General features: G+C 67.8%; 17 protein-coding genes. 16 read left to right on the top strand and 1 reads right to left on the bottom strand.

All coding sequences use genetic code 11. The features are described from left to right. Positions 1-14 precede the first annotated feature (14 nt). From K5L49_RS05080 to dapF, 16 genes are all read left to right on the top strand, one after another. Positions 15-1,691 (top strand): ribonuclease J, encoded by a 1,677-nt coding sequence (locus K5L49_RS05080; protein ID WP_223690912.1) that lies wholly within the window; start codon positions 15-17, stop codon positions 1,689-1,691. A gap of 68 nt (positions 1,692-1,759) precedes the next feature. Next, positions 1,760-2,812 carry an efflux RND transporter periplasmic adaptor subunit gene (locus tag K5L49_RS05075; protein WP_223690911.1) on the top strand — a complete coding sequence of 351 codons (1,053 nt, stop codon included), beginning with the start codon at positions 1,760-1,762 and terminating at the stop codon, positions 2,810-2,812. Beyond that, a complete protein-coding gene (locus tag K5L49_RS05070) occupies positions 2,809-3,549 on the top strand; it encodes an ABC transporter ATP-binding protein (protein WP_223690910.1) in 741 nt (246 codons plus the stop codon). Before K5L49_RS05075 ends, K5L49_RS05070 begins: the two co-directional genes overlap by 4 nt. After that, a complete protein-coding gene (locus tag K5L49_RS05065; protein ID WP_223690909.1) occupies positions 3,546-4,346 on the top strand; it encodes an ABC transporter permease in 801 nt (266 codons plus the stop codon). Before K5L49_RS05070 ends, K5L49_RS05065 begins: the two co-directional genes overlap by 4 nt. After that, positions 4,343-4,801, top strand: a complete 459-nt coding sequence (locus K5L49_RS20390; RefSeq protein ID WP_223690908.1) for an ABC transporter permease — start codon at positions 4,343-4,345, stop codon at positions 4,799-4,801. Before K5L49_RS05065 ends, K5L49_RS20390 begins: the two co-directional genes overlap by 4 nt. Positions 4,802-4,848: 47 nt before the next feature. Next, entirely contained in the window at positions 4,849-5,340 is a 492-nt protein-coding gene (locus tag K5L49_RS05055; protein ID WP_223690907.1) for a GNAT family N-acetyltransferase, read from the top strand. 75 nt (positions 5,341-5,415) lie between these two features. Then, a complete protein-coding gene (locus tag K5L49_RS05050; RefSeq protein ID WP_223690906.1) occupies positions 5,416-8,241 on the top strand; it encodes an FtsK/SpoIIIE family DNA translocase in 2,826 nt (941 codons plus the stop codon). Positions 8,242-8,246: 5 nt separating this feature from the next. After that, positions 8,247-8,873 (top strand): CDP-diacylglycerol--glycerol-3-phosphate 3-phosphatidyltransferase, encoded by a 627-nt coding sequence (pgsA, locus tag K5L49_RS05045; RefSeq protein WP_223690905.1) that lies wholly within the window; start codon positions 8,247-8,249, stop codon positions 8,871-8,873. Next, positions 8,860-9,354: a CinA family protein gene (locus tag K5L49_RS05040; protein WP_223690904.1), complete on the top strand. Its 495-nt coding sequence runs from the start codon at positions 8,860-8,862 to the stop codon at positions 9,352-9,354. The genes pgsA and K5L49_RS05040 overlap by 14 nt, the downstream gene beginning before the upstream one ends. A 174-nt stretch (positions 9,355-9,528) precedes the next feature. Continuing rightward, positions 9,529-9,840, top strand: a complete 312-nt coding sequence (locus K5L49_RS05035; protein WP_223690903.1) for a helix-turn-helix domain-containing protein — start codon at positions 9,529-9,531, stop codon at positions 9,838-9,840. A 71-nt stretch (positions 9,841-9,911) separates the two neighbouring features. Then, the gene (locus tag K5L49_RS05030) at positions 9,912-10,136 is read left to right on the top strand and encodes a DUF3046 domain-containing protein (RefSeq protein ID WP_223690902.1); all 225 of its coding nucleotides are present in this window, start codon (positions 9,912-9,914) and stop codon (positions 10,134-10,136) included. A gap of 172 nt (positions 10,137-10,308) precedes the next feature. Beyond that, complete coding sequence (gene recA, locus K5L49_RS05025; RefSeq protein ID WP_223690901.1) at positions 10,309-11,382, top strand: recombinase RecA; 1,074 nt, start codon at positions 10,309-10,311, stop codon at positions 11,380-11,382. A gap of 420 nt (positions 11,383-11,802) precedes the next feature. After that, positions 11,803-12,339, top strand: coding sequence for a regulatory protein RecX (locus K5L49_RS05020; protein WP_223690900.1), 537 nt, complete (start codon positions 11,803-11,805; stop codon positions 12,337-12,339). Between the two features lie 40 nt (positions 12,340-12,379). Next, on the top strand, positions 12,380-13,987 hold the full coding sequence (gene miaB, locus K5L49_RS05015; protein WP_223690899.1) for a tRNA (N6-isopentenyl adenosine(37)-C2)-methylthiotransferase MiaB: 1,608 nt from the start codon (positions 12,380-12,382) through the stop codon (positions 13,985-13,987). A gap of 47 nt (positions 13,988-14,034) precedes the next feature. Beyond that, positions 14,035-14,937 carry a tRNA (adenosine(37)-N6)-dimethylallyltransferase MiaA gene (miaA, locus tag K5L49_RS05010; RefSeq protein WP_223695244.1) on the top strand — a complete coding sequence of 301 codons (903 nt, stop codon included), beginning with the start codon at positions 14,035-14,037 and terminating at the stop codon, positions 14,935-14,937. Positions 14,938-14,939: 2 nt separating this feature from the next. Continuing rightward, on the top strand, positions 14,940-15,821 hold the full coding sequence (dapF, locus tag K5L49_RS05005; protein ID WP_223690898.1) for a diaminopimelate epimerase: 882 nt from the start codon (positions 14,940-14,942) through the stop codon (positions 15,819-15,821). Between the two features lie 153 nt (positions 15,822-15,974). Here dapF and K5L49_RS05000 read toward each other — a convergent pair whose 3' ends face one another. Continuing rightward, positions 15,975-16,589, bottom strand: coding sequence for a class I SAM-dependent methyltransferase (locus tag K5L49_RS05000; protein WP_223690897.1), 615 nt, complete (start codon positions 16,587-16,589; stop codon positions 15,975-15,977). Positions 16,590-16,650 lie beyond the last annotated feature (61 nt).

Here is a 16,650-nt window from a genome sequence, read left to right as displayed (position 1 = left end):
CGCAAGGAGGGCATATGCCCAATCTCGTCTCCGCTCCGCCCGCGCTCGCCGAGGGCACGCTGCGGATCATCCCCACCGGAGGTCTCGGGGAGATCGGCCGCAACATGACTGTCTTCGAGTACGAGGGCAAGATCCTCATCGTCGACTGCGGCGTGCTCTTCCCGGAAGAGAACCAGCCGGGCGTCGATCTGATCCTCCCCGACTTCGCCCCGGTGCGCGACCGCCTGGACGACATCGTCGGCGTCGTGCTCACCCACGGTCACGAGGACCACATCGGCGCCGTGCCCTATCTGCTCAAGCTGCGGGCGGACATCCCCCTCATCGGCTCCGGGCTGACGCTCGCGCTGGTGGAGGCGAAGCTCAAGGAGCACCGCATCCAGCCGTACAGTCTCACGGTGAAGGAAGGTCAGACGGAGCAGCTCGGCCCGTTCGACCTCGAGTTCGTCGCCGTCAACCACTCGATTCCGGATGCGCTGGCCGTGGCCATCAGCACGCCCGCCGGCGTCGTGCTCCACACGGGCGACTTCAAGATGGACCAGCTGCCGCTCGACAACCGCATCACCGACCTGCGCGCGTTCGCCCGTCTCGGTGAGAAGGGCGTTGACCTGTTCCTGGCCGACTCCACCAACGCCGATGTTCCCGGTTTCACTCCCCTGGAACGTTCGATCGGCCCCGTGCTCGACAACGTGATCGCTCGCGCGCCGCGCCGTGTGATCGTGGCGAGCTTCTCCAGCCACGTGCACCGCGTGCAGCAGGTGCTCGACGCAGCAGCCGCCAACGGGCGCCGCGTGGCCCTCCTCGGTCGCTCGATGGTGCGCAATATGGGAATCGCCGCCGATCTCGGCTACCTGAAGGTGCCGGACGGCGTGCTGATCGACTACAAGAAGGCCGCCGACCTCCCCGACGACAAGATCGTCTACATGTCGACCGGTTCGCAGGGCGAGCCGATGGCGGTCCTCGCGCGCATGGCCAACCTCGACCACCAGATCGAGGTCGGGCCGGGCGACACCGTCATCCTCGCGTCAAGCCTCATCCCGGGCAACGAGAACGCGGTCTACCGCGTGATCGATGGCCTCACCAAGCTCGGCGCCAACGTTGTGCACAAGGGCAACGCCAAGGTGCACGTCTCCGGCCACGCCGCCGCCGGCGAGCTGCTCTACTGCTACAACATCCTGAAGCCGAAGAACGTGATGCCGGTGCACGGCGAGTACCGTCACTTGGTGGCCAACGCCAAGCTCGCGATGGACACCGGTGTGCCCGAGGAGAACACCATCCTCGCGGAGGACGGCAGCGTCATCGACCTGCGCGACGGTGTCGCCCGGGTCGTCGGCCAGCTCGACCTCGGCTTCGTCTACGTCGACGGCTCCAGCGTTGGCGAGATCACGGATGCCGACCTCAAGGACCGCCGCATCCTCGGCGAGGAGGGTTTCATCTCGATCATCGTCGTGGTGGAGGCCGCGACCGGGCGCATCGTCACAGGCCCGGAGATCCACGCTCGAGGCTTCGCCGAAGACGACGCGATCTTCGACGCCGTCAAGCCGAAGATCGCTTCGGCACTCGCCGATGCGGCCCACAACGGGGTGCGCGACTCGCACGCGCTCTCGCAGGTGGTGCGTCGCACGGTCGGCCGCTGGGTGAACACCAGCTACCGTCGCCGCCCGATGATCGTGCCGCTGGTGATCGAGGCCTGACCCGGCCGCACACCGGGTTTCCAAGCGGGGGCGGCGGCTGTGCCGCCCCGTTTCGTCGAGGGGGAGTAATGGGGATAGCACGACGCTGGGTTTTCCCGATCATCAGGATGGTGCTCGTCGCGGTGGTGGCGGCCGCACTGGTCAAGCTCGCGTTCTTCCCTGACTCGTCGACCCGCGCTGATCCGGCCGCGCCGACCGGTGAGATCACCGAGCCGATGGTGCCGGCCGCGCTCGGCACCATCACAAACGATGTGACGATCAAGGGAACCGTGTCCGCCGACCCTGCGGTGCCGGTGCGTTCCACCGCTGTCGGCACCATCGACGAGGTGCAGGTGAAAGTGGGGCAGGGGGTCGCAGCGGGCGACACGCTCTACGACATCCGGGTGGAGACGCCGCGCGATCCGATTCAGACCACGGCTCCCGACGGCTCGGTCACGGTCACCGAGCGCAAGCCCGAGGTCACCTTCGTGGCCGTGGAGGCGCCGATCGCCGGTGTCGTCAGTTCGCTCACGGTCATCCACGGTCAGGCCGTCGCGATCGGCGACACCGCCGGACAGATCGCACCGCCCAGCTTCTCGGCGAGCGGCTCGCTGAGCCCCGAGCAGCAGTACCGCCTGCTGAACCGGCCGACGGATGCGCAGATCGCCATCACGGGCGGCCCCGCACCCTTCACCTGCACGGGGCTGAGCATCACCACGCCGTTGCCCGGCGCTGGCACCGGTGACGCGCCGGCCGCTTCCAGCGACGGTGCGTCCGGCGGAGGCACCAGCGGCACGACCGTGCGGTGCGCCGTACCGGCTGAGGTCAAAGTCTTCTCGGGCCTGGCCGCCGAGATCACGATCGCGGGAGGCAAAGCAGAGAACGTGATCGTGGTGCCCACCACGGCCGTGAAGGGTACAGCGCAGACCGGCGTGGTCTGGGTGCAGTCGAAAGACGGCAAGGCCGAGAAAAAGGACGTGAAGCTCGGCCTCACCGACGGGGCGAACGTGGAGATCACGGCCGGCCTCGCAGAGGGAGACCTGATCCGCCAATTCGTGCCGGGGGCACCGGCCGCCGCGGCAGGCGGAGAGAACTGCCAGGAGCAGGCCGGCGGCATAGTCTGCGCGGGGATCTCCGGATGACGCTGCTGCGCCTCGACCGTGTGACGCGGACTGTGCAGATCCCCGATGCGGCGCCGCTCACCATCCTCGACGGTGTCGAGCTGACGGTGGAGCAGAAAGACCGGGTCTCCATCGTCGGACGCTCCGGTTCGGGCAAATCGACCCTGCTCAACCTGCTCGGGCTGCTCGATGCCCCCACCAGCGGCGAGGTGTTCTTCGATGACCGGCCGCTGTCGACCCTGTCGTCGGGGGAGCGGGATCGGATGCGGGGCCGCGATATCGGCTTCATCTTCCAGCAGTTCAATCTGTTGGCGGGGCGAACGGCCCACGAGAACGTGATGACACCGCTGCTCTACGCCACCGGCCGCCGATTCTGGCGCCGATCGTCGATCGCCGCCGACATGCTCGACCGGGTGGGGCTCGGGCATCGCCTCACGGCCATGCCGGAGAAACTCTCCGGCGGGGAGCAGCAGCGCGTCGCGATCGCCCGGGCCCTGGTGCGCGGGCCGCGGCTGATCCTCGCCGACGAACCGACCGGCGCCCTCGACGTGGAGACCGGCACCTCGGTGATGGGACTGCTCGACGAGGTTGCCCGGGCAACGGATGCGGCGCTCGTCACGATCACCCACGATCCGGCCATCGCCGCCCTCTCCTCCACGCACTATCTGCTCGACCACGGGGTGCTTTCTCCCCGCAGCGACCTCGACGGCGCCCTGCACTCGGAGCAGGTCCCGGCGCCACAGTCGGGAATCGCATGATCGGGTTCCTCACCAGCGTCTGGGGCGCTGTCATCGAGGCGTGGCAGGAGGTGCGCATCCACCGGCTGCGCGTTCTGCTCTCCCTGATCGGCGTCGCCGTCGCCGTCTGCGCTCTGACGACGGTGGTCGGACTGGGCGGTGTCGCGGGCCAGGCGATCACGGAGTCCAACGAGCGCAACGGCGGCCGCCCCGCCCTGCTCTCGGTGAACGCAACGGCCCCCGACGGCTCGGCCCCCGACGGCTCGGGCACGGGCGCCGGAATCGACACGGCCTGGCGGGAGGTGCTCGACCGCTACTCCATCCGTTACGCGAGCTCGGTGATCAATGCCGGCGCCACGGTGCAGTTCCGCGACGGGGCGGTTCCGCTTCAGGTGACGATCGTCGATCAGCCGTACGCCACGATGCACCGTGTCACCCTCGACGCCGGCACCTGGTTCGACCGCACGGACCGGGAACGGCTCGCCCCCGCATTGGTGGTCAACACGGTCTTCTGGAACCGATTGGGTTCGCCCGACCTCGCCACGCATCCGACGGCGCAGCTGCTGGGGGAGCACCCGCAGACCGGGGTCGTGATCGGCGTCGCACGCACCGCGGAGTGGGAGACCGAGCCGCGCGCCTACCTGCTCGCGAGCGAGGCCGCCACCCTGGCCACGGCGACCACGCCCGGGCAGGATGCGGCGGGCTACTCCCGCAGCCGCCTCAGTACGAGGCCTGGGTGCCGCCCCACAACGCAGCTCAGCTGTCGAAACGCATCGAATCGGATCTCGCCGCCTCGCTCGGCGACGGCGTGCAGGTGAGCGTCAATCGGCAGGACTACGCCGCGTATTCGAACGGCGACCCCTTCCTGCCGATCACGCTCATGGTGGGTGGAGTGGCCGGGCTGATCCTGCTGCTCGGTGCGCTCGGGCTCGTCAACATCGCGCTCGTCACGGTGCGCCAGCGCATCCGGGAGATCGGCATCCGCCGCAGTTTCGGTGCAACGGCCGGTCGGGTGTTCTTCTCCGTGATGATGGAGAGCGTCGTCGCGACGGTCGTCGCGGGGGCCGTCGGTGTGGCGATCGCCATCCTCATCGTGAAGAGCCCCCTCGTGGAGAACCTGATCGGGCAGGGCATGGTCACCGACTTCCCGCCGTTCCCCGCCGGCGCAGCGATACTGGGTCTCGCCTCCGCCACCGCCGTCGGTGCCCTGGCCGGGCTGCTTCCCGCGCTCGTGGCCATCCGGGTGAGAGTGATCGACGCCATCCGGTACTGACCCGAAGCGAAACGCGCCGGAAACGCTCCAGCGGGTAACGTGCCCGTATGACTTCGTTTCGCATCCGTCCGGCCGCGGGCGCGGACGCACGCTTCCTCGGCGACATGCTCGTCGAGGCGAGCAATTGGAGCGTGGCGCGTGCGAGGCCGCGAGTGGCGGTGCTCGAAGACCCGAAGGTTCTCCGCTACATCGCCGGCTGGAAGCGGCCCGGCGATTTCGGCTCCGTAGCCGAAGACGCCCATGGCGTTCCGATCGGTGCGTGCTGGGGTCGGCTCTTCCCGGCCAATGAGCCCGGCTACGGATTCGTGGCGGTCGGTGTGCCCGAGCTGACGCTCGGTGTCAACCCGCAGTGGCGTGCGCAGGGCGTCGGCCGGGCATTGCTGCAGGCGGTCGCGGTCCAGGCCGGTGCGGCCGGACACGCTCGGCTGAGTCTCAGCGTCGAGCGGGCCAACTTCGCTCAGCGGCTCTACGTCAGCGAGGGCTTTGTCACGGTCGAGTCGGGCGAGGATTCCGACACGATGGTCCGCACGGTGCACTAGACCCGCCCGGCGGCGATTTCGCGCAACTCAGCGCGGTAACCGCAGGATGACGGGGGCGAGAAGTACCTTTATCGCATGGCTACGAGCACCAAGTCGACATCGCGCGCCCGGAACACGTCCGGCCGCGGCGCTTCGACCGCCCGCAAGCCGGCTGCGAAGACGACCACGCAGAAGACGGTCGCCTATCCGGCGGCCGGCGGGGGACCGAATCCGTTCACGCGTGCCTGGATGGGCCTTGCGCACCTCACCGGCGCGGCCTTCCGTGCCCTCGGGCCCGAGAAGTTCGCCAAAGAGGAGCGCCGCGACGGCTTCCCGTTCTTCCTCGTTCTGCTGGCGGTCGCCGGCGCGATCGTCGAATGGTTCCTCATCAACGACGAGGTCGCTCGCACCTTGGACGCGTGGACGTTCGGGGGGCTGTTCGGGCGGGTGGCTTTCGCCCTTCCGGTGATCATGGTGCTTTTCGCCGCCTGGCTCTTCCGTCATCCGAGCTCCGTGCACGACAACACCAGGATCGGGATCGGCCTGGCCATCCTGCTGCTCACCATCTCGGGCCTCTGCCACCTGTTCAGCGGGCATCCTTCGCCCAGCGATGGTATGCCGAAGCTCGCCGAGGCCGGCGGCGTTCTCGGGTGGCTGCTCGCCGCCCCGCTGTCGGCGGTCATCACGCCGTACGGCGCCGGCGCGGTCATCATCGTGCTGCTCGTGCTCAGCCTGTTCATCATCACCAAGACACCCCCGAACAAGGTCGGCGCGCGCGCCCGAGAGCTGTACGCCTATCTCTTCGGCGCGCAGCTGCCCAGCGAGGAGGAGCGTCAGGCGGCGAAAGAGGCGAAGACCCAGCAGGTTGAACTCGACGGCATCGACGACGAAGCGGGCGACGCCGAGACGAATCTGCCGTGGTGGCGGCGCAACAAGTCGCAGCGCGAGGAGGATCCCGCCTACGACTCCCCGGTCATCGCCGACGGGCTCACCGAGGTGTTCGGCACGCCCGGCACCGGAAAGGGCGAGTTCGCTTCGCCGATCGAGCCCGACCCGGCGAGCGACCACTACAACACGGAGGTTCTCGGGGAGCTCGCGCTCGCCGAGGAGGCGGTCAAACGGTTCACCGGCGAGGTCGCCCTCGGTGGCGCTCACCCGACCGGTCTGCAGGCGGACGGCGTGCCGGGCAAGCCGGATGTGCTTCCCGGTTTCGCGCTCGACGCGGAAGACTTCGACGAGACGGCGGCCCTCTCCGCCGAGCCCGACCAGCCGACAGCGCCCTATCGGTTGCCGGCGGCCACGATGCTCTCGGCTGGCACCCCGCCCAAGGCGCGCTCGGCCGCCAACGAAGAGATCGTCGGATCGATCACCGAGGTTCTCACGCAGTTCGGCGTCGACGCCCGTGTCACCGGCTACTCGCGGGGGCCGACCGTGACCCAGTACGAGATCGAGCTCGGCCCGGGTGTGAAGGTGGAGCGCGTGACGGCACTCAGCAAGAACCTCTCCTACGCCGTCGCCAGCAACGAAGTGCGCATCCTCTCGCCCATCCCGGGGAAGAGCGCCATCGGCATCGAGATCCCGAACTCCGACCGTGAGATCGTCTCGCTCGGCGATGTGCTGCGCTCCTCCGCCGCGACGAAGAGCACGCATCCCATGACCATCGGCGTCGGCAAAGATGTCGGCGGCGGTTTCGTGGTGGCGAACCTGGCCAAGATGCCCCACCTCCTGGTGGCCGGCTCCACCGGTTCGGGCAAGTCGAGTTTTGTGAACTCGATGATCACCAGCCTGCTCATGCGGGCCAAGCCGGCGGATGTGCGCATGGTGCTCATCGACCCGAAACGCGTCGAGCTCACCATCTACGCCGGAGTCCCGCACCTGATCACCCCCATCATCACGAACCCGAAGAAAGCGGCGGAGGCGCTGCAGTGGGTCGTGAAAGAGATGGACATGCGCTACGACGACCTGGCCAGTTTCGGGTTCCGGCACATCGACGACTTCAACAAGGCCGTCATGAACAACGAGATCGTGCTTCCCGCGGGCAGCGAGCGCAAGCTCAAGCCGTACCCCTATCTCCTCGTCGTCGTGGACGAGCTCGCCGATCTGATGATGGTGGCCCCGCGCGACGTCGAAGACTCGATCGTGCGCATCACCCAGCTGGCCCGTGCGTCGGGGATCCACCTCGTGCTCGCCACCCAGCGTCCATCCGTCGATGTCGTCACCGGTCTCATCAAGGCGAACGTCCCATCGCGGCTCGCCTTCGCCGTCACCAGCGTCACCGACTCGCGGGTCATCCTCGACCAGCCGGGCGCCGACAAGCTCATCGGCCAGGGCGATGCCCTGTTCCTCCCGATGGGCGCCTCCAAATCGGTTCGCGTGCAGGGCGCCTGGGTTAACGAGACCGAGATCCAGAAGGTCGTCGACCATGTCACCCGCCAGGCTCGGCCGGAGTATCGCCAAGATGTCGCGGTCGCTGCCGAGCGCAAGCAGATCGACGCCGACATCGGCGACGACCTGGAACTGCTGCTCGCGGCCGCCGAGCTCGTCGTCTCGACCCAGTTCGGTTCGACCTCGATGCTGCAGCGGAAACTGAGGGTCGGCTTCGCCAAAGCGGGCCGACTCATGGACCTCCTGGAGTCGCGCGAGATCGTCGGGCCGTCGGAAGGATCGAAGGCCCGGGATGTGCTCGCCACCGTCGAGCAGCTTCCCGCAGTTCTGGCGAGGATCCGAGGCGGGGACGACACCCCGTCGGCGGCGGCGCCGGCGAGGGCCGGTGACATCCACCCGGCCGGTGACCGGAATGCCGCCGAACAGTATGCCGCCGACCAGTACGCCGGCGACCCGGTGGCGCGTATGACCGAGGGCTATCCTGAGGTGGAGGGCGACTCGAACGAAGACGCCTGGCAGCTGACCGACAGGGAGTGAACCGCATGTCGGTGCCCGAGACCCCGCCGCCGGCCGCGCCGGTGGGAGGCCCCCCTCCCGCAGCGAGCAACTGGAACCTCCCCAATGTGATCACGGTGGTGCGCATCCTGCTCGCCCCGCTTTTCGTCTGGATGCTGCTGGCGGACGCGGGGAACGACGGCTGGCTGCGCTGGGCGGCGGCCGTGCTCTTCGTCATCGCCATCGCGACCGATGGGGTAGACGGCGCCATCGCCCGTCGCAACAACCTCGTGACCGAGCTCGGCAAACTCCTCGACCCGATCGCAGACAAGGTGCTCACCGGCGGTGCTCTGGTGGGCCTGTCGATCCTCGCCGAGCTGCCCTGGTGGGTGACGATCGTGATCCTGGTCCGTGAGATCGGGATCACCGTCTACCGGTTCGTGGTGATCCGTCAGGGCGTGATCGCGGCGTCGCGTGGCGGAAAGCTCAAGACCATCGTGCAGTCGGTCGCGATCAGCCTGGCGCTCTTCCCGCTCTGGACGGTGTTCGGCGACTGGGTGTTCTGGCTGAACGGCATCGTCATGACACTCGCCGTCGTCCTCACGGTCGTCACCGGGGCCGACTACCTCTGGCAGGCCTGGAAGGGCCACAGGGCGAAACGTGTCGTCGCCTGACCTCGCGGCCCGTCTGATCGGTCGGCTGACCGAACGCGGGCTCACGATCGCGGCGGCCGAGTCGCTGACCGGTGGCGAACTCATCGCGGAGCTCACGAGCGTTCCGGGTGCGTCGGCGGTCGTGCTGGGCGGCGCGGTCGTCTACGCCACCGCGCTCAAGCATTCGCTGCTCGGCGTCGACGAGGAATTGCTCGAACGCGAGGGTCCCGTGCACCCCGACGTCGCCCGCCAGCTCGCCGACGGCGTGCGCGAGCGTCTCGCGGTTTCGGGTCGCCCGGCCGATATCGGTCTGTCGACGACGGGCGTCGCCGGGCCGGATCCGCAGGGCGGTCGCTCGGTCGGAACCGTCTTCATCGGGCTCTCGCTGGAGTCGGGAACCCGGGTCGTCGAACTCGCCCTCGACGGGGACAGGGCGCAGATCCGGCGGCAGGTCGTGGACCGGGTGCTCGCCGAGCTCGCCATGGAGCTCGGCATCGGATGAGACGGGATGCGGTGTGACAGGCGGGAATACAGCCTGTTTCCGCTCTGTTACAGATCGTGCATTCACAAGAAAAGCCCAGTCGTTCTCGTTATCGTTGCGTCAAAGGATGCGTGTAGTGTTGGCATCCACAATTGAAGGTCCGATACGTCGGCAGGGTAGAAGAAGGAGGCTCCAATGATTCTTGTACGTCAGGAAATCGGCGACGTGCTCAGGGACTTCCGCCTGCAGAAAGGCCGTACGCTCCGGCAGGTCGCGAGCAAGGCGAGCGTCGCTCTCGGCTACCTCAGCGAGGTGGAGCGCGGTCAGAAGGAAGCGTCGTCCGAGATTCTCGCATCGGTCGCGGATGCGCTCGACACGCCCATCTCGGTCATCATGCGCGAGGTCGGCGACCGGCTCGCGGTGCTCGAGGGCATCGAGCCGATCATCCCCGACACGATCCCAGACGAGTTCGTCGCCGCAATGGACGCGGATCTCGTTTCCCGTTGATTCAGATTCCGAAGAACGCCCCGGTCGCCCGGGGCGTTCTTCGTTGTGCCGCCGCGTCTTAGGGTTGTTCCATGAAGTTGAGTGAGTTCCAGCGTGCGATCGTCGACGAGTTCGGCTCGGTGTACGGTCAGGCGCTGACCATCGATCTGGTGCTCGGCGAGCTCGGCGGCCGCACCGCTGCGCAGGCCATCGAGGCCGGCATCCCGCCGCGCGAGGTCTGGTTCGCGTTGTGTCGCGAGACCGGTGTTCCGCAGGCGCATTGGCACGGTGCCGGCAAGCCGGCACCGAAGCGCTGAGAGTCGCGACACGCCGCCTCCGAACACTCGAAGATATGTTCGGATGTTGCTAGGCTCCTCCACAGCGGCAATCGAAAACGGGTTGTCCACAGAAGGCCGCCGGCCCGCGTCGAGTGTCAGTGCTCCCGCGTACAGTCGATCTCGTTAGCGAAGCCGAAGAAGGAGAAACGCAATGCCATCAGCCGCCGATCGTGAGAAGGCCCTCGAGACTGCCCTTGCGCAGATCGACCGCCAGTTTGGCAAGGGCTCGGTCATGCGACTGGGCAGCGATGAGCGCGCTCCTGTCGAGGTCGTCCCCACCGGGTCGATCGCGCTGGATGTCGCGCTCGGCATCGGCGGGCTCCCGCGGGGGCGCATCGTCGAGATCTACGGGCCGGAGTCGTCGGGTAAGACCACGCTGACCCTTCACGCGATCGCCAACGCTCAGCGCGCGGGCGGCATCGCCGCCTTCATCGACGCCGAGCACGCGCTCGACCCGGAGTACGCTCGCAAGCTCGGCGTCGACATCGACGCCCTCCTCGTTTCGCAGCCCGACACAGGGGAGCAGGCGCTCGAGATCGCCGACATGCTCGTGCGAAGCGGCTCCATCGATCTCATCGTCATCGACTCCGTCGCCGCGCTCGTGCCCCGTGCCGAGATCGAGGGCGAGATGGGCGACTCCCACGTCGGCCTCCAGGCTCGCCTCATGTCGCAGGCGCTCCGCAAGCTCACCGGTGGTCTCAGCCAGACGAACACCACCATGATCTTCATCAACCAGCTGCGTGAGAAGATCGGTGTCTTCTTCGGAAGTCCCGAGACCACCGCGGGTGGAAAGGCGCTGAAGTTCTACGCTTCGGTGCGACTGGACATCCGGCGAATCGAGACCCTGAAAGACGGCACGGAGGCTGTGGGAAACCGCACGCGCGTCAAGGTGGTCAAGAACAAGATGGCGCCTCCGTTCAAGCAGGCGGAGTTCGACATCCTCTACGGTGTCGGCATCTCCCGCGAGGGGAGCCTGATCGATTTCGGTGTCGAGCACGCGATCGTCAAGAAGTCCGGCGCCTGGTACACCTACGAGGGTGATCAGCTCGGCCAGGGCAAAGAGAACTCGCGCAACTTCCTCATCTCCAACCCCGACATCGCCGCGGAGATCGAGAACAAGATCCTGGTGAAGCTCGGCATTCACGAAGACCCGAATGCGGTGGCGGCGCCGGCCGACAACGTCGACTCCCTCGAGGAGAAGCTGCAGGCTCGCAAGGGCGCGTAGCGCGGGTGCCGGCCGGTGCTGGCACCGGCCCGGAGGCCGCTCGATCCACAACCCGTTCGACCGAAGGCAGAGGAGCAGCTCGTGGTGAGTTTTCCACCGGCGTCCGAGAACGAAGAGCATCTCGCTCCCGTCACCTATCTCCGCGATGCGCGCCGCGCGGGTTCGAGTTCCGCATCGCGAGCGGCGTTCGGCTCGGCCGGGGAAGCCCCAGCAGAGACGCACGGCGGCGGTATGCGAGACCACCCCTCGGGGCGGCGACTGCCTCGTGCAGCCGATGCGACTGGCGCGCCCGGTGCGGCTGGTCTGCCGGAAGCCGAAGGCCGGGCCACCGGTGTCTCCCCATCGGATGAGTCAGAGGCCGATGGCATCGCGGCAACCGAAGGAGCCCCGGGGAACGCCGGAGGGCGACGGAGCTCGGGCGTGTGGTCGCGTGCGTTCGACTCGACCGCGGCGACGGGTGCGGTCGAGGAGCGCACAGGAAAGCGTGCGGCGAACGTCTCCCTGCACCAGCTCGCGCGGCGGGGGATGTCGCGCTGGGAACTCGCTCAGGTGCTCGCCAAGCGTGAGATCGATGTCGACGTCGCCGAAGCCGAGCTGAACCGCCTCGAGAGCGTCGGGCTCCTCGACGATGCGGCTCTCGCGGTGACCCTGGTCTACACCCAGCACACTCGCAAAGGCCTCGGCCGCTCGGCGATCGAGCAGGAACTGAAGCGGCGGCACATCTCGCCCGAGATCATCGAGGACGCCCTCGACGAAATCGCGGCCGACGACGAACTCGAACGCGCGACCGAACTCGCCGTGAAGCGAGTGGGGCAGCTCGCGACCTACGACGACGAGACGGCGCGGCGGCGGCTGCACGGCTTCCTCGCCCGCAAGGGATACAGCTCGACCGTGGTCCGTCAGGCGATGGATGCGGCGTTCGCCACGCGGGGCAAGCGCGGGGTGCGGTTCGAGTAGATTCGAACCCTCAGTCGGTCGAACGTAAACTAGACGAACTATGAGCATCACGGAAGAGCGCAGCGTCATCGTGCCGTCGTCCGCGGCGGTCGACTCGAACGGCCGGGCGCGCACGTACGAGGTCCGCACCTACGGGTGCCAGATGAACGTGCACGACTCGGAAAGACTGAGTGGGTCGCTCGAAGCGGCCGGCTACATCCCGGCGAACGGTGACGAGGCCGACATCGTCGTGATCAACACCTGCGCGGTTCGCGAGAATGCCGACAACAAGCTCTACGGCAACCTCGGCCACCTCGCCTCGGTCAAGAAGCGGCATGAGGGCATGCAGATCGCGGTCGGCGGCTGCCTGGCGCAGAAAGACAAGAACGTCATCCTCGAGAAAGCCCCCTGGGTCGACGTCGTCTTCGGCACGCACAACATGGGATCGCTGCCCAGCCTGCTGGAGCGGGCGCGCCACAACGACGCCGCCGAGATCGAGATCCTCGAATCGCTCGAGACGTTCCCCTCGACTCTGCCCACCAAGCGTGATTCGAGCTACAGCGGATGGGTGTCGATCTCGGTCGGCTGCAACAACACCTGCACGTTCTGCATCGTCCCTTCGCTGCGCGGCAAAGAGAAAGACCGCCGGCCGGGAGAGATCCTCGCCGAGATCCAAGCCCTCGTCGACGACGGGGCCATCGAGGTCACCCTGCTCGGTCAGAACGTCAACTCCTACGGCGTCGAATTCGGCGACCGGCAGGCCTTCAGCAAACTGCTGCGGGCGGCCGGCGAGATCGACGGGCTGGAGCGCATCCGGTTCACCAGTCCCCACCCCGCTGCATTCACCGACGATGTCATCGACGCGATGGCCGAGACGCCCTCTGTGATGCCGCAACTGCACATGCCGCTGCAATCCGGGTCAGACCGCATCCTCAAATCGATGCGGCGGTCGTACCGCTCAGAGAAATTTCTCGGCATCCTCGACCGGGTGCGCGCCAAGATGCCGGATGCGGCGATCAGCACCGACATCATCGTCGGCTTCCCCGGCGAGACCGAGGAAGACTTCCAAGAGACGTTGCGTGTGGTCGAGGCAGCGCGCTTCGCGTCAGCGTTCACGTTCCAATACTCGATCCGCCCGGGAACACCGGCCGCCACGATGGCCGACCAGGTTCCCAAAGAGATCGTTCAAGACCGATACGAGCGACTCATCGCTCTGCAGGAGCACATCTCCCTCGAAGAGAACCGCACGGTGATCGGTCGCCGGGTCGAGCTCCTCGTCGCAAACGGGGAAGGCCGCAAAGACGCCGACACGCACCGGCTGAGCGGGCGCGCCCACGACAGCCGGCTCGTGCACTTCGAGGTGCCGGCCGGTTCGGAGACACCCCGACCGGGCGATGTGGTGACGGTGACCGTCACACAGGCGGCGCCGTTCCACCTCATCGCCGACTCGCCCGACGGGGCTCCACTCGCCATCCGGCGCACCCGTGCCGGCGAGGCCTGGGACCGCGCCGAGGCGGCGTCCTGTGCTGTGCCGGCGCTTGCCGGGGGCACAGCATCCGCGCTCGGCCGTGTGTCGCTCGGCCTCCCCACGCTGCGGGCAGCCGAGCCGCTCACCTCGCCCGGCGTCGGAACCATGCCGATCTACGACCCGACGGACGGCGAACGCTGACCGAGCTCGACGGCGCCGGGCGCGACACCTCCGGACCCGACGGCGCGATCGTCGCGATCGTCGGGCCCACCGGCACCGGCAAGACCGAGCTGTCACTGAACCTCGCCGAGGGGCTGCGCGCCGCCGGCCGACCCGCCGAGGTCGTCAACGCCGACGCCATGCAGCTCTACCGTGGAATGGACGTCGGCACCGCCAAACTGCCGCAGGCCGAGTGGCGGGGTATCCCGCACCACCTGTTCGACGTGCTCGATGTGACCGACGAGGCCACGGTGGCGCGCTACCAGCCGGCCGCGCGTCGCACCGTGGAAGAGATCCTGGCGCGCGGGGCCGTTCCGATCCTCGTCGGTGGTTCCGGACTCTACGTCTCGAGTGTGATCTTCGACTTCCGGTTCCCGGGAACGGACGCGGCGCTCCGGCAGTCGCTCGAAACCGAGCTCACCGAACGCGGGCCCGGATTGCTCCACCGGCGTCTGCTCGCCATCGACCCGGCGGCGGCCGCGTCGATCGGACCGAGCAACGGACGGCGCCTCGTGCGCGCCCTCGAGGTCGTCGCATTGACGGGGGAGCCGGTGAGCGCATCCCTCCCCGAGACCCCGGTGCCGTGGCGGCCGACGACGGTCCTCGGCCTCACCGCACCCCGGGACGAATTGACGGCGCGGCTCGACGCCCGGGTCGAGCGGATGTGGGCCGACGGCCTGCTCGACGAGGTCTCCGCCCTGATCCCGCGCGGGTTGGAGCGCGGGGTGACGGCGAGCCGCGCCATCGGGTATGCGCAGGCGCTCGCGGAGCTCCGCGGCGAGGTCGACCGGGCAGAGGCGATCGCCAAGACGCAGCAGCTCACCCGACGCTATGCGAGACGGCAGGTGAGCTGGTTCAAGCGGTACCCCGGCATCCACTGGCTCGCGTACGACGACCCGAACCTGACCGTCGCCGCGCTCGATAGGCTGTGAGCATGGCGACAACGCTCCACTTCACCAAAGGACACGGCACCGGCAACGACTTCGTGCTGTTCGCCGACCCGGACGGTCTCATCGACCTGACGCCGAGCCAGATCGCCGAGATCTGCGACCGGCACTTCGGCATCGGGGCAGACGGCATCATCCGCGCGGTGCGATCGAAACACCTGCCGGAGGGTGTCGAAGCCCTGGCCGAAGACGACGCCGCCGAGTGGTTCATGGACTACTCCAATGCCGACGGTTCGGTGGCTGAGATGTGCGGGAACGGCATCCGGGTCTATGTGCGGTTCCTGATCGAGTCGGGGCTCGTCGAGCTCGCCGACGGTGACACTCTCGCCATCGGCACCCGCAGCGGTGTTCGAGACGTGCAGCGGAATCTGACCGGCTTCCAGGTGGATCTCGGCCGGTGGACGCTCGACGGCGGAGAGCCGTTGGTGCGCGCCAAAGAACTCCCGGTCGCGCGCCCGGGCCTCGGCATCGACGTGGGGAACCCGCATGTCGTGGTCGCGGTGGCCGACGAGGCCGAGCTGGAGGCGGCCGACCTCACCTACATCCCGCACCTCGAGCCGGCGCCCGCCGACGGGGCGAACGTGGAGTTCGTCGTGCCGCACGAGCCGCTCGTGAAAGACGGCGTCGGCCGAATCCGGATGCGCGTGCACGAACGGGGAAGCGGCGAGACGCTCTCCTGCGGAACCGGCACGGCCGCGGCGGCCCTCGCCGTGCGGTACTGGGCGGGCGCCGGCGCTCCCAACCAGTGGCGGGTCGACGTTCCCGGCGGAACGCTGGGCGTGCGCATGTTCCCCACCGAAGACGGCGAACATGTCGCCCTGTCGGGGCCGGCGGAACTGGTCTACACCGGAACCCTCGAACTGGCTTAGCCCTCGGCTCTGATCCGTGGCTCTGACCCGTGGCTCTGAGTCGAGGCTCTGAGCTGAGGCACAGGCCCGAGGCACAGGCCCGAGCAGCTGATCCGACGAACCGGACCGACGAACCGGACCGACGAACAGGCACGTTGCGGTTTCGTGCCGGGCTCAGTCCCCGTGGCGTCGGGAGCGCAGAACGCGATAGCCCTTCGATGTGGCGGCGCGCGAGGTGCTCAGCTCGGGGAATGTGGCCTGGATCCAGCGATGGAGCGAGTCGGAGCCGAGGTTCCGCTGCACGACCAGCCACGCGTCGGAGCCCGGCTCCAGTCGCGGCAACCACTTCTCGAGCAGATTGTGCAGCTCGTTCTTGCCGACGCGGATCGGCGGGTTCGACCAGATCGTCGTAAAAGACACATCATCGGGAACATCATCGGGCACGGATGTGTTTACATTAGTGAGACCGAGCTTCTGCGCGTTTCTGCGCACCACATCCAGCGCTCGGGTGTTGACATCGACGGCCCAAACGGTCGCGTGAGGGGATTCGAGAGCAAGTGTGAGAGCCAGAGGCCCCCAGCCGCAGCCGAGGTCGAGAAGATGGCCGCCGGGCGGTGCAGCGGGGACATGGTCGAGGAGCACTCGCGTACCCGTATCGATGCGCTCGGGGCTGAAGATGCCGTTCGCCGTCGTCAGATCGTAGGTCTGTCCGGCTAGGCGGACGGTAATCGGCCGGAGCTTCAGTTCGCTCTCGGGCGCCGAGGAAAAGTAGTGATCTCCGCTGGCCATAACAGGACCGTACAGGACACGAACGAACGAGGGCCAACTCGGATACGATATTGGCCAGATG

Source organism: Leifsonia poae, from assembly GCF_020009625.1.
In the GTDB taxonomy this organism is placed as follows: domain Bacteria; phylum Actinomycetota; class Actinomycetes; order Actinomycetales; family Microbacteriaceae; genus Leifsonia; species Leifsonia poae_A.
The sequence above is the reverse complement of the archived record's forward strand: the minus strand, read 5'-3'. Positions and strand labels throughout refer to the sequence as shown.

Excerpts from the sequence above, each read along its gene's own strand:
- K5L49_RS05035 (WP_223690903.1), top strand. The coding sequence starts at position 9,529 with ATGATTCTTGTACGTCAGGAAATCGGCGACGTGCTCAGGGACTTCCGC.
- pgsA (WP_223690905.1), top strand. The coding sequence starts at position 8,247 with ATGTCGGTGCCCGAGACCCCGCCGCCGGCCGCGCCGGTGGGAGGCCCC.
- recA (WP_223690901.1), top strand. The coding sequence starts at position 10,309 with ATGCCATCAGCCGCCGATCGTGAGAAGGCCCTCGAGACTGCCCTTGCG.
- K5L49_RS05065 (WP_223690909.1), top strand. The coding sequence starts at position 3,546 with ATGATCGGGTTCCTCACCAGCGTCTGGGGCGCTGTCATCGAGGCGTGG.
- dapF (WP_223690898.1), top strand. The coding sequence starts at position 14,940 with ATGGCGACAACGCTCCACTTCACCAAAGGACACGGCACCGGCAACGAC.
- K5L49_RS05030 (WP_223690902.1), top strand. The coding sequence starts at position 9,912 with ATGAAGTTGAGTGAGTTCCAGCGTGCGATCGTCGACGAGTTCGGCTCG.
- K5L49_RS05070 (WP_223690910.1), top strand. The coding sequence starts at position 2,809 with ATGACGCTGCTGCGCCTCGACCGTGTGACGCGGACTGTGCAGATCCCC.
- K5L49_RS05055 (WP_223690907.1), top strand. The coding sequence starts at position 4,849 with ATGACTTCGTTTCGCATCCGTCCGGCCGCGGGCGCGGACGCACGCTTC.
- K5L49_RS05075 (WP_223690911.1), top strand. The coding sequence starts at position 1,760 with ATGGGGATAGCACGACGCTGGGTTTTCCCGATCATCAGGATGGTGCTC.
- K5L49_RS05000 (WP_223690897.1), bottom strand. The coding sequence starts at position 16,589 with ATGGCCAGCGGAGATCACTACTTTTCCTCGGCGCCCGAGAGCGAACTG.
- miaB (WP_223690899.1), top strand. The coding sequence starts at position 12,380 with ATGAGCATCACGGAAGAGCGCAGCGTCATCGTGCCGTCGTCCGCGGCG.
- K5L49_RS05080 (WP_223690912.1), top strand. The coding sequence starts at position 15 with ATGCCCAATCTCGTCTCCGCTCCGCCCGCGCTCGCCGAGGGCACGCTG.
- K5L49_RS05050 (WP_223690906.1), top strand. The coding sequence starts at position 5,416 with ATGGCTACGAGCACCAAGTCGACATCGCGCGCCCGGAACACGTCCGGC.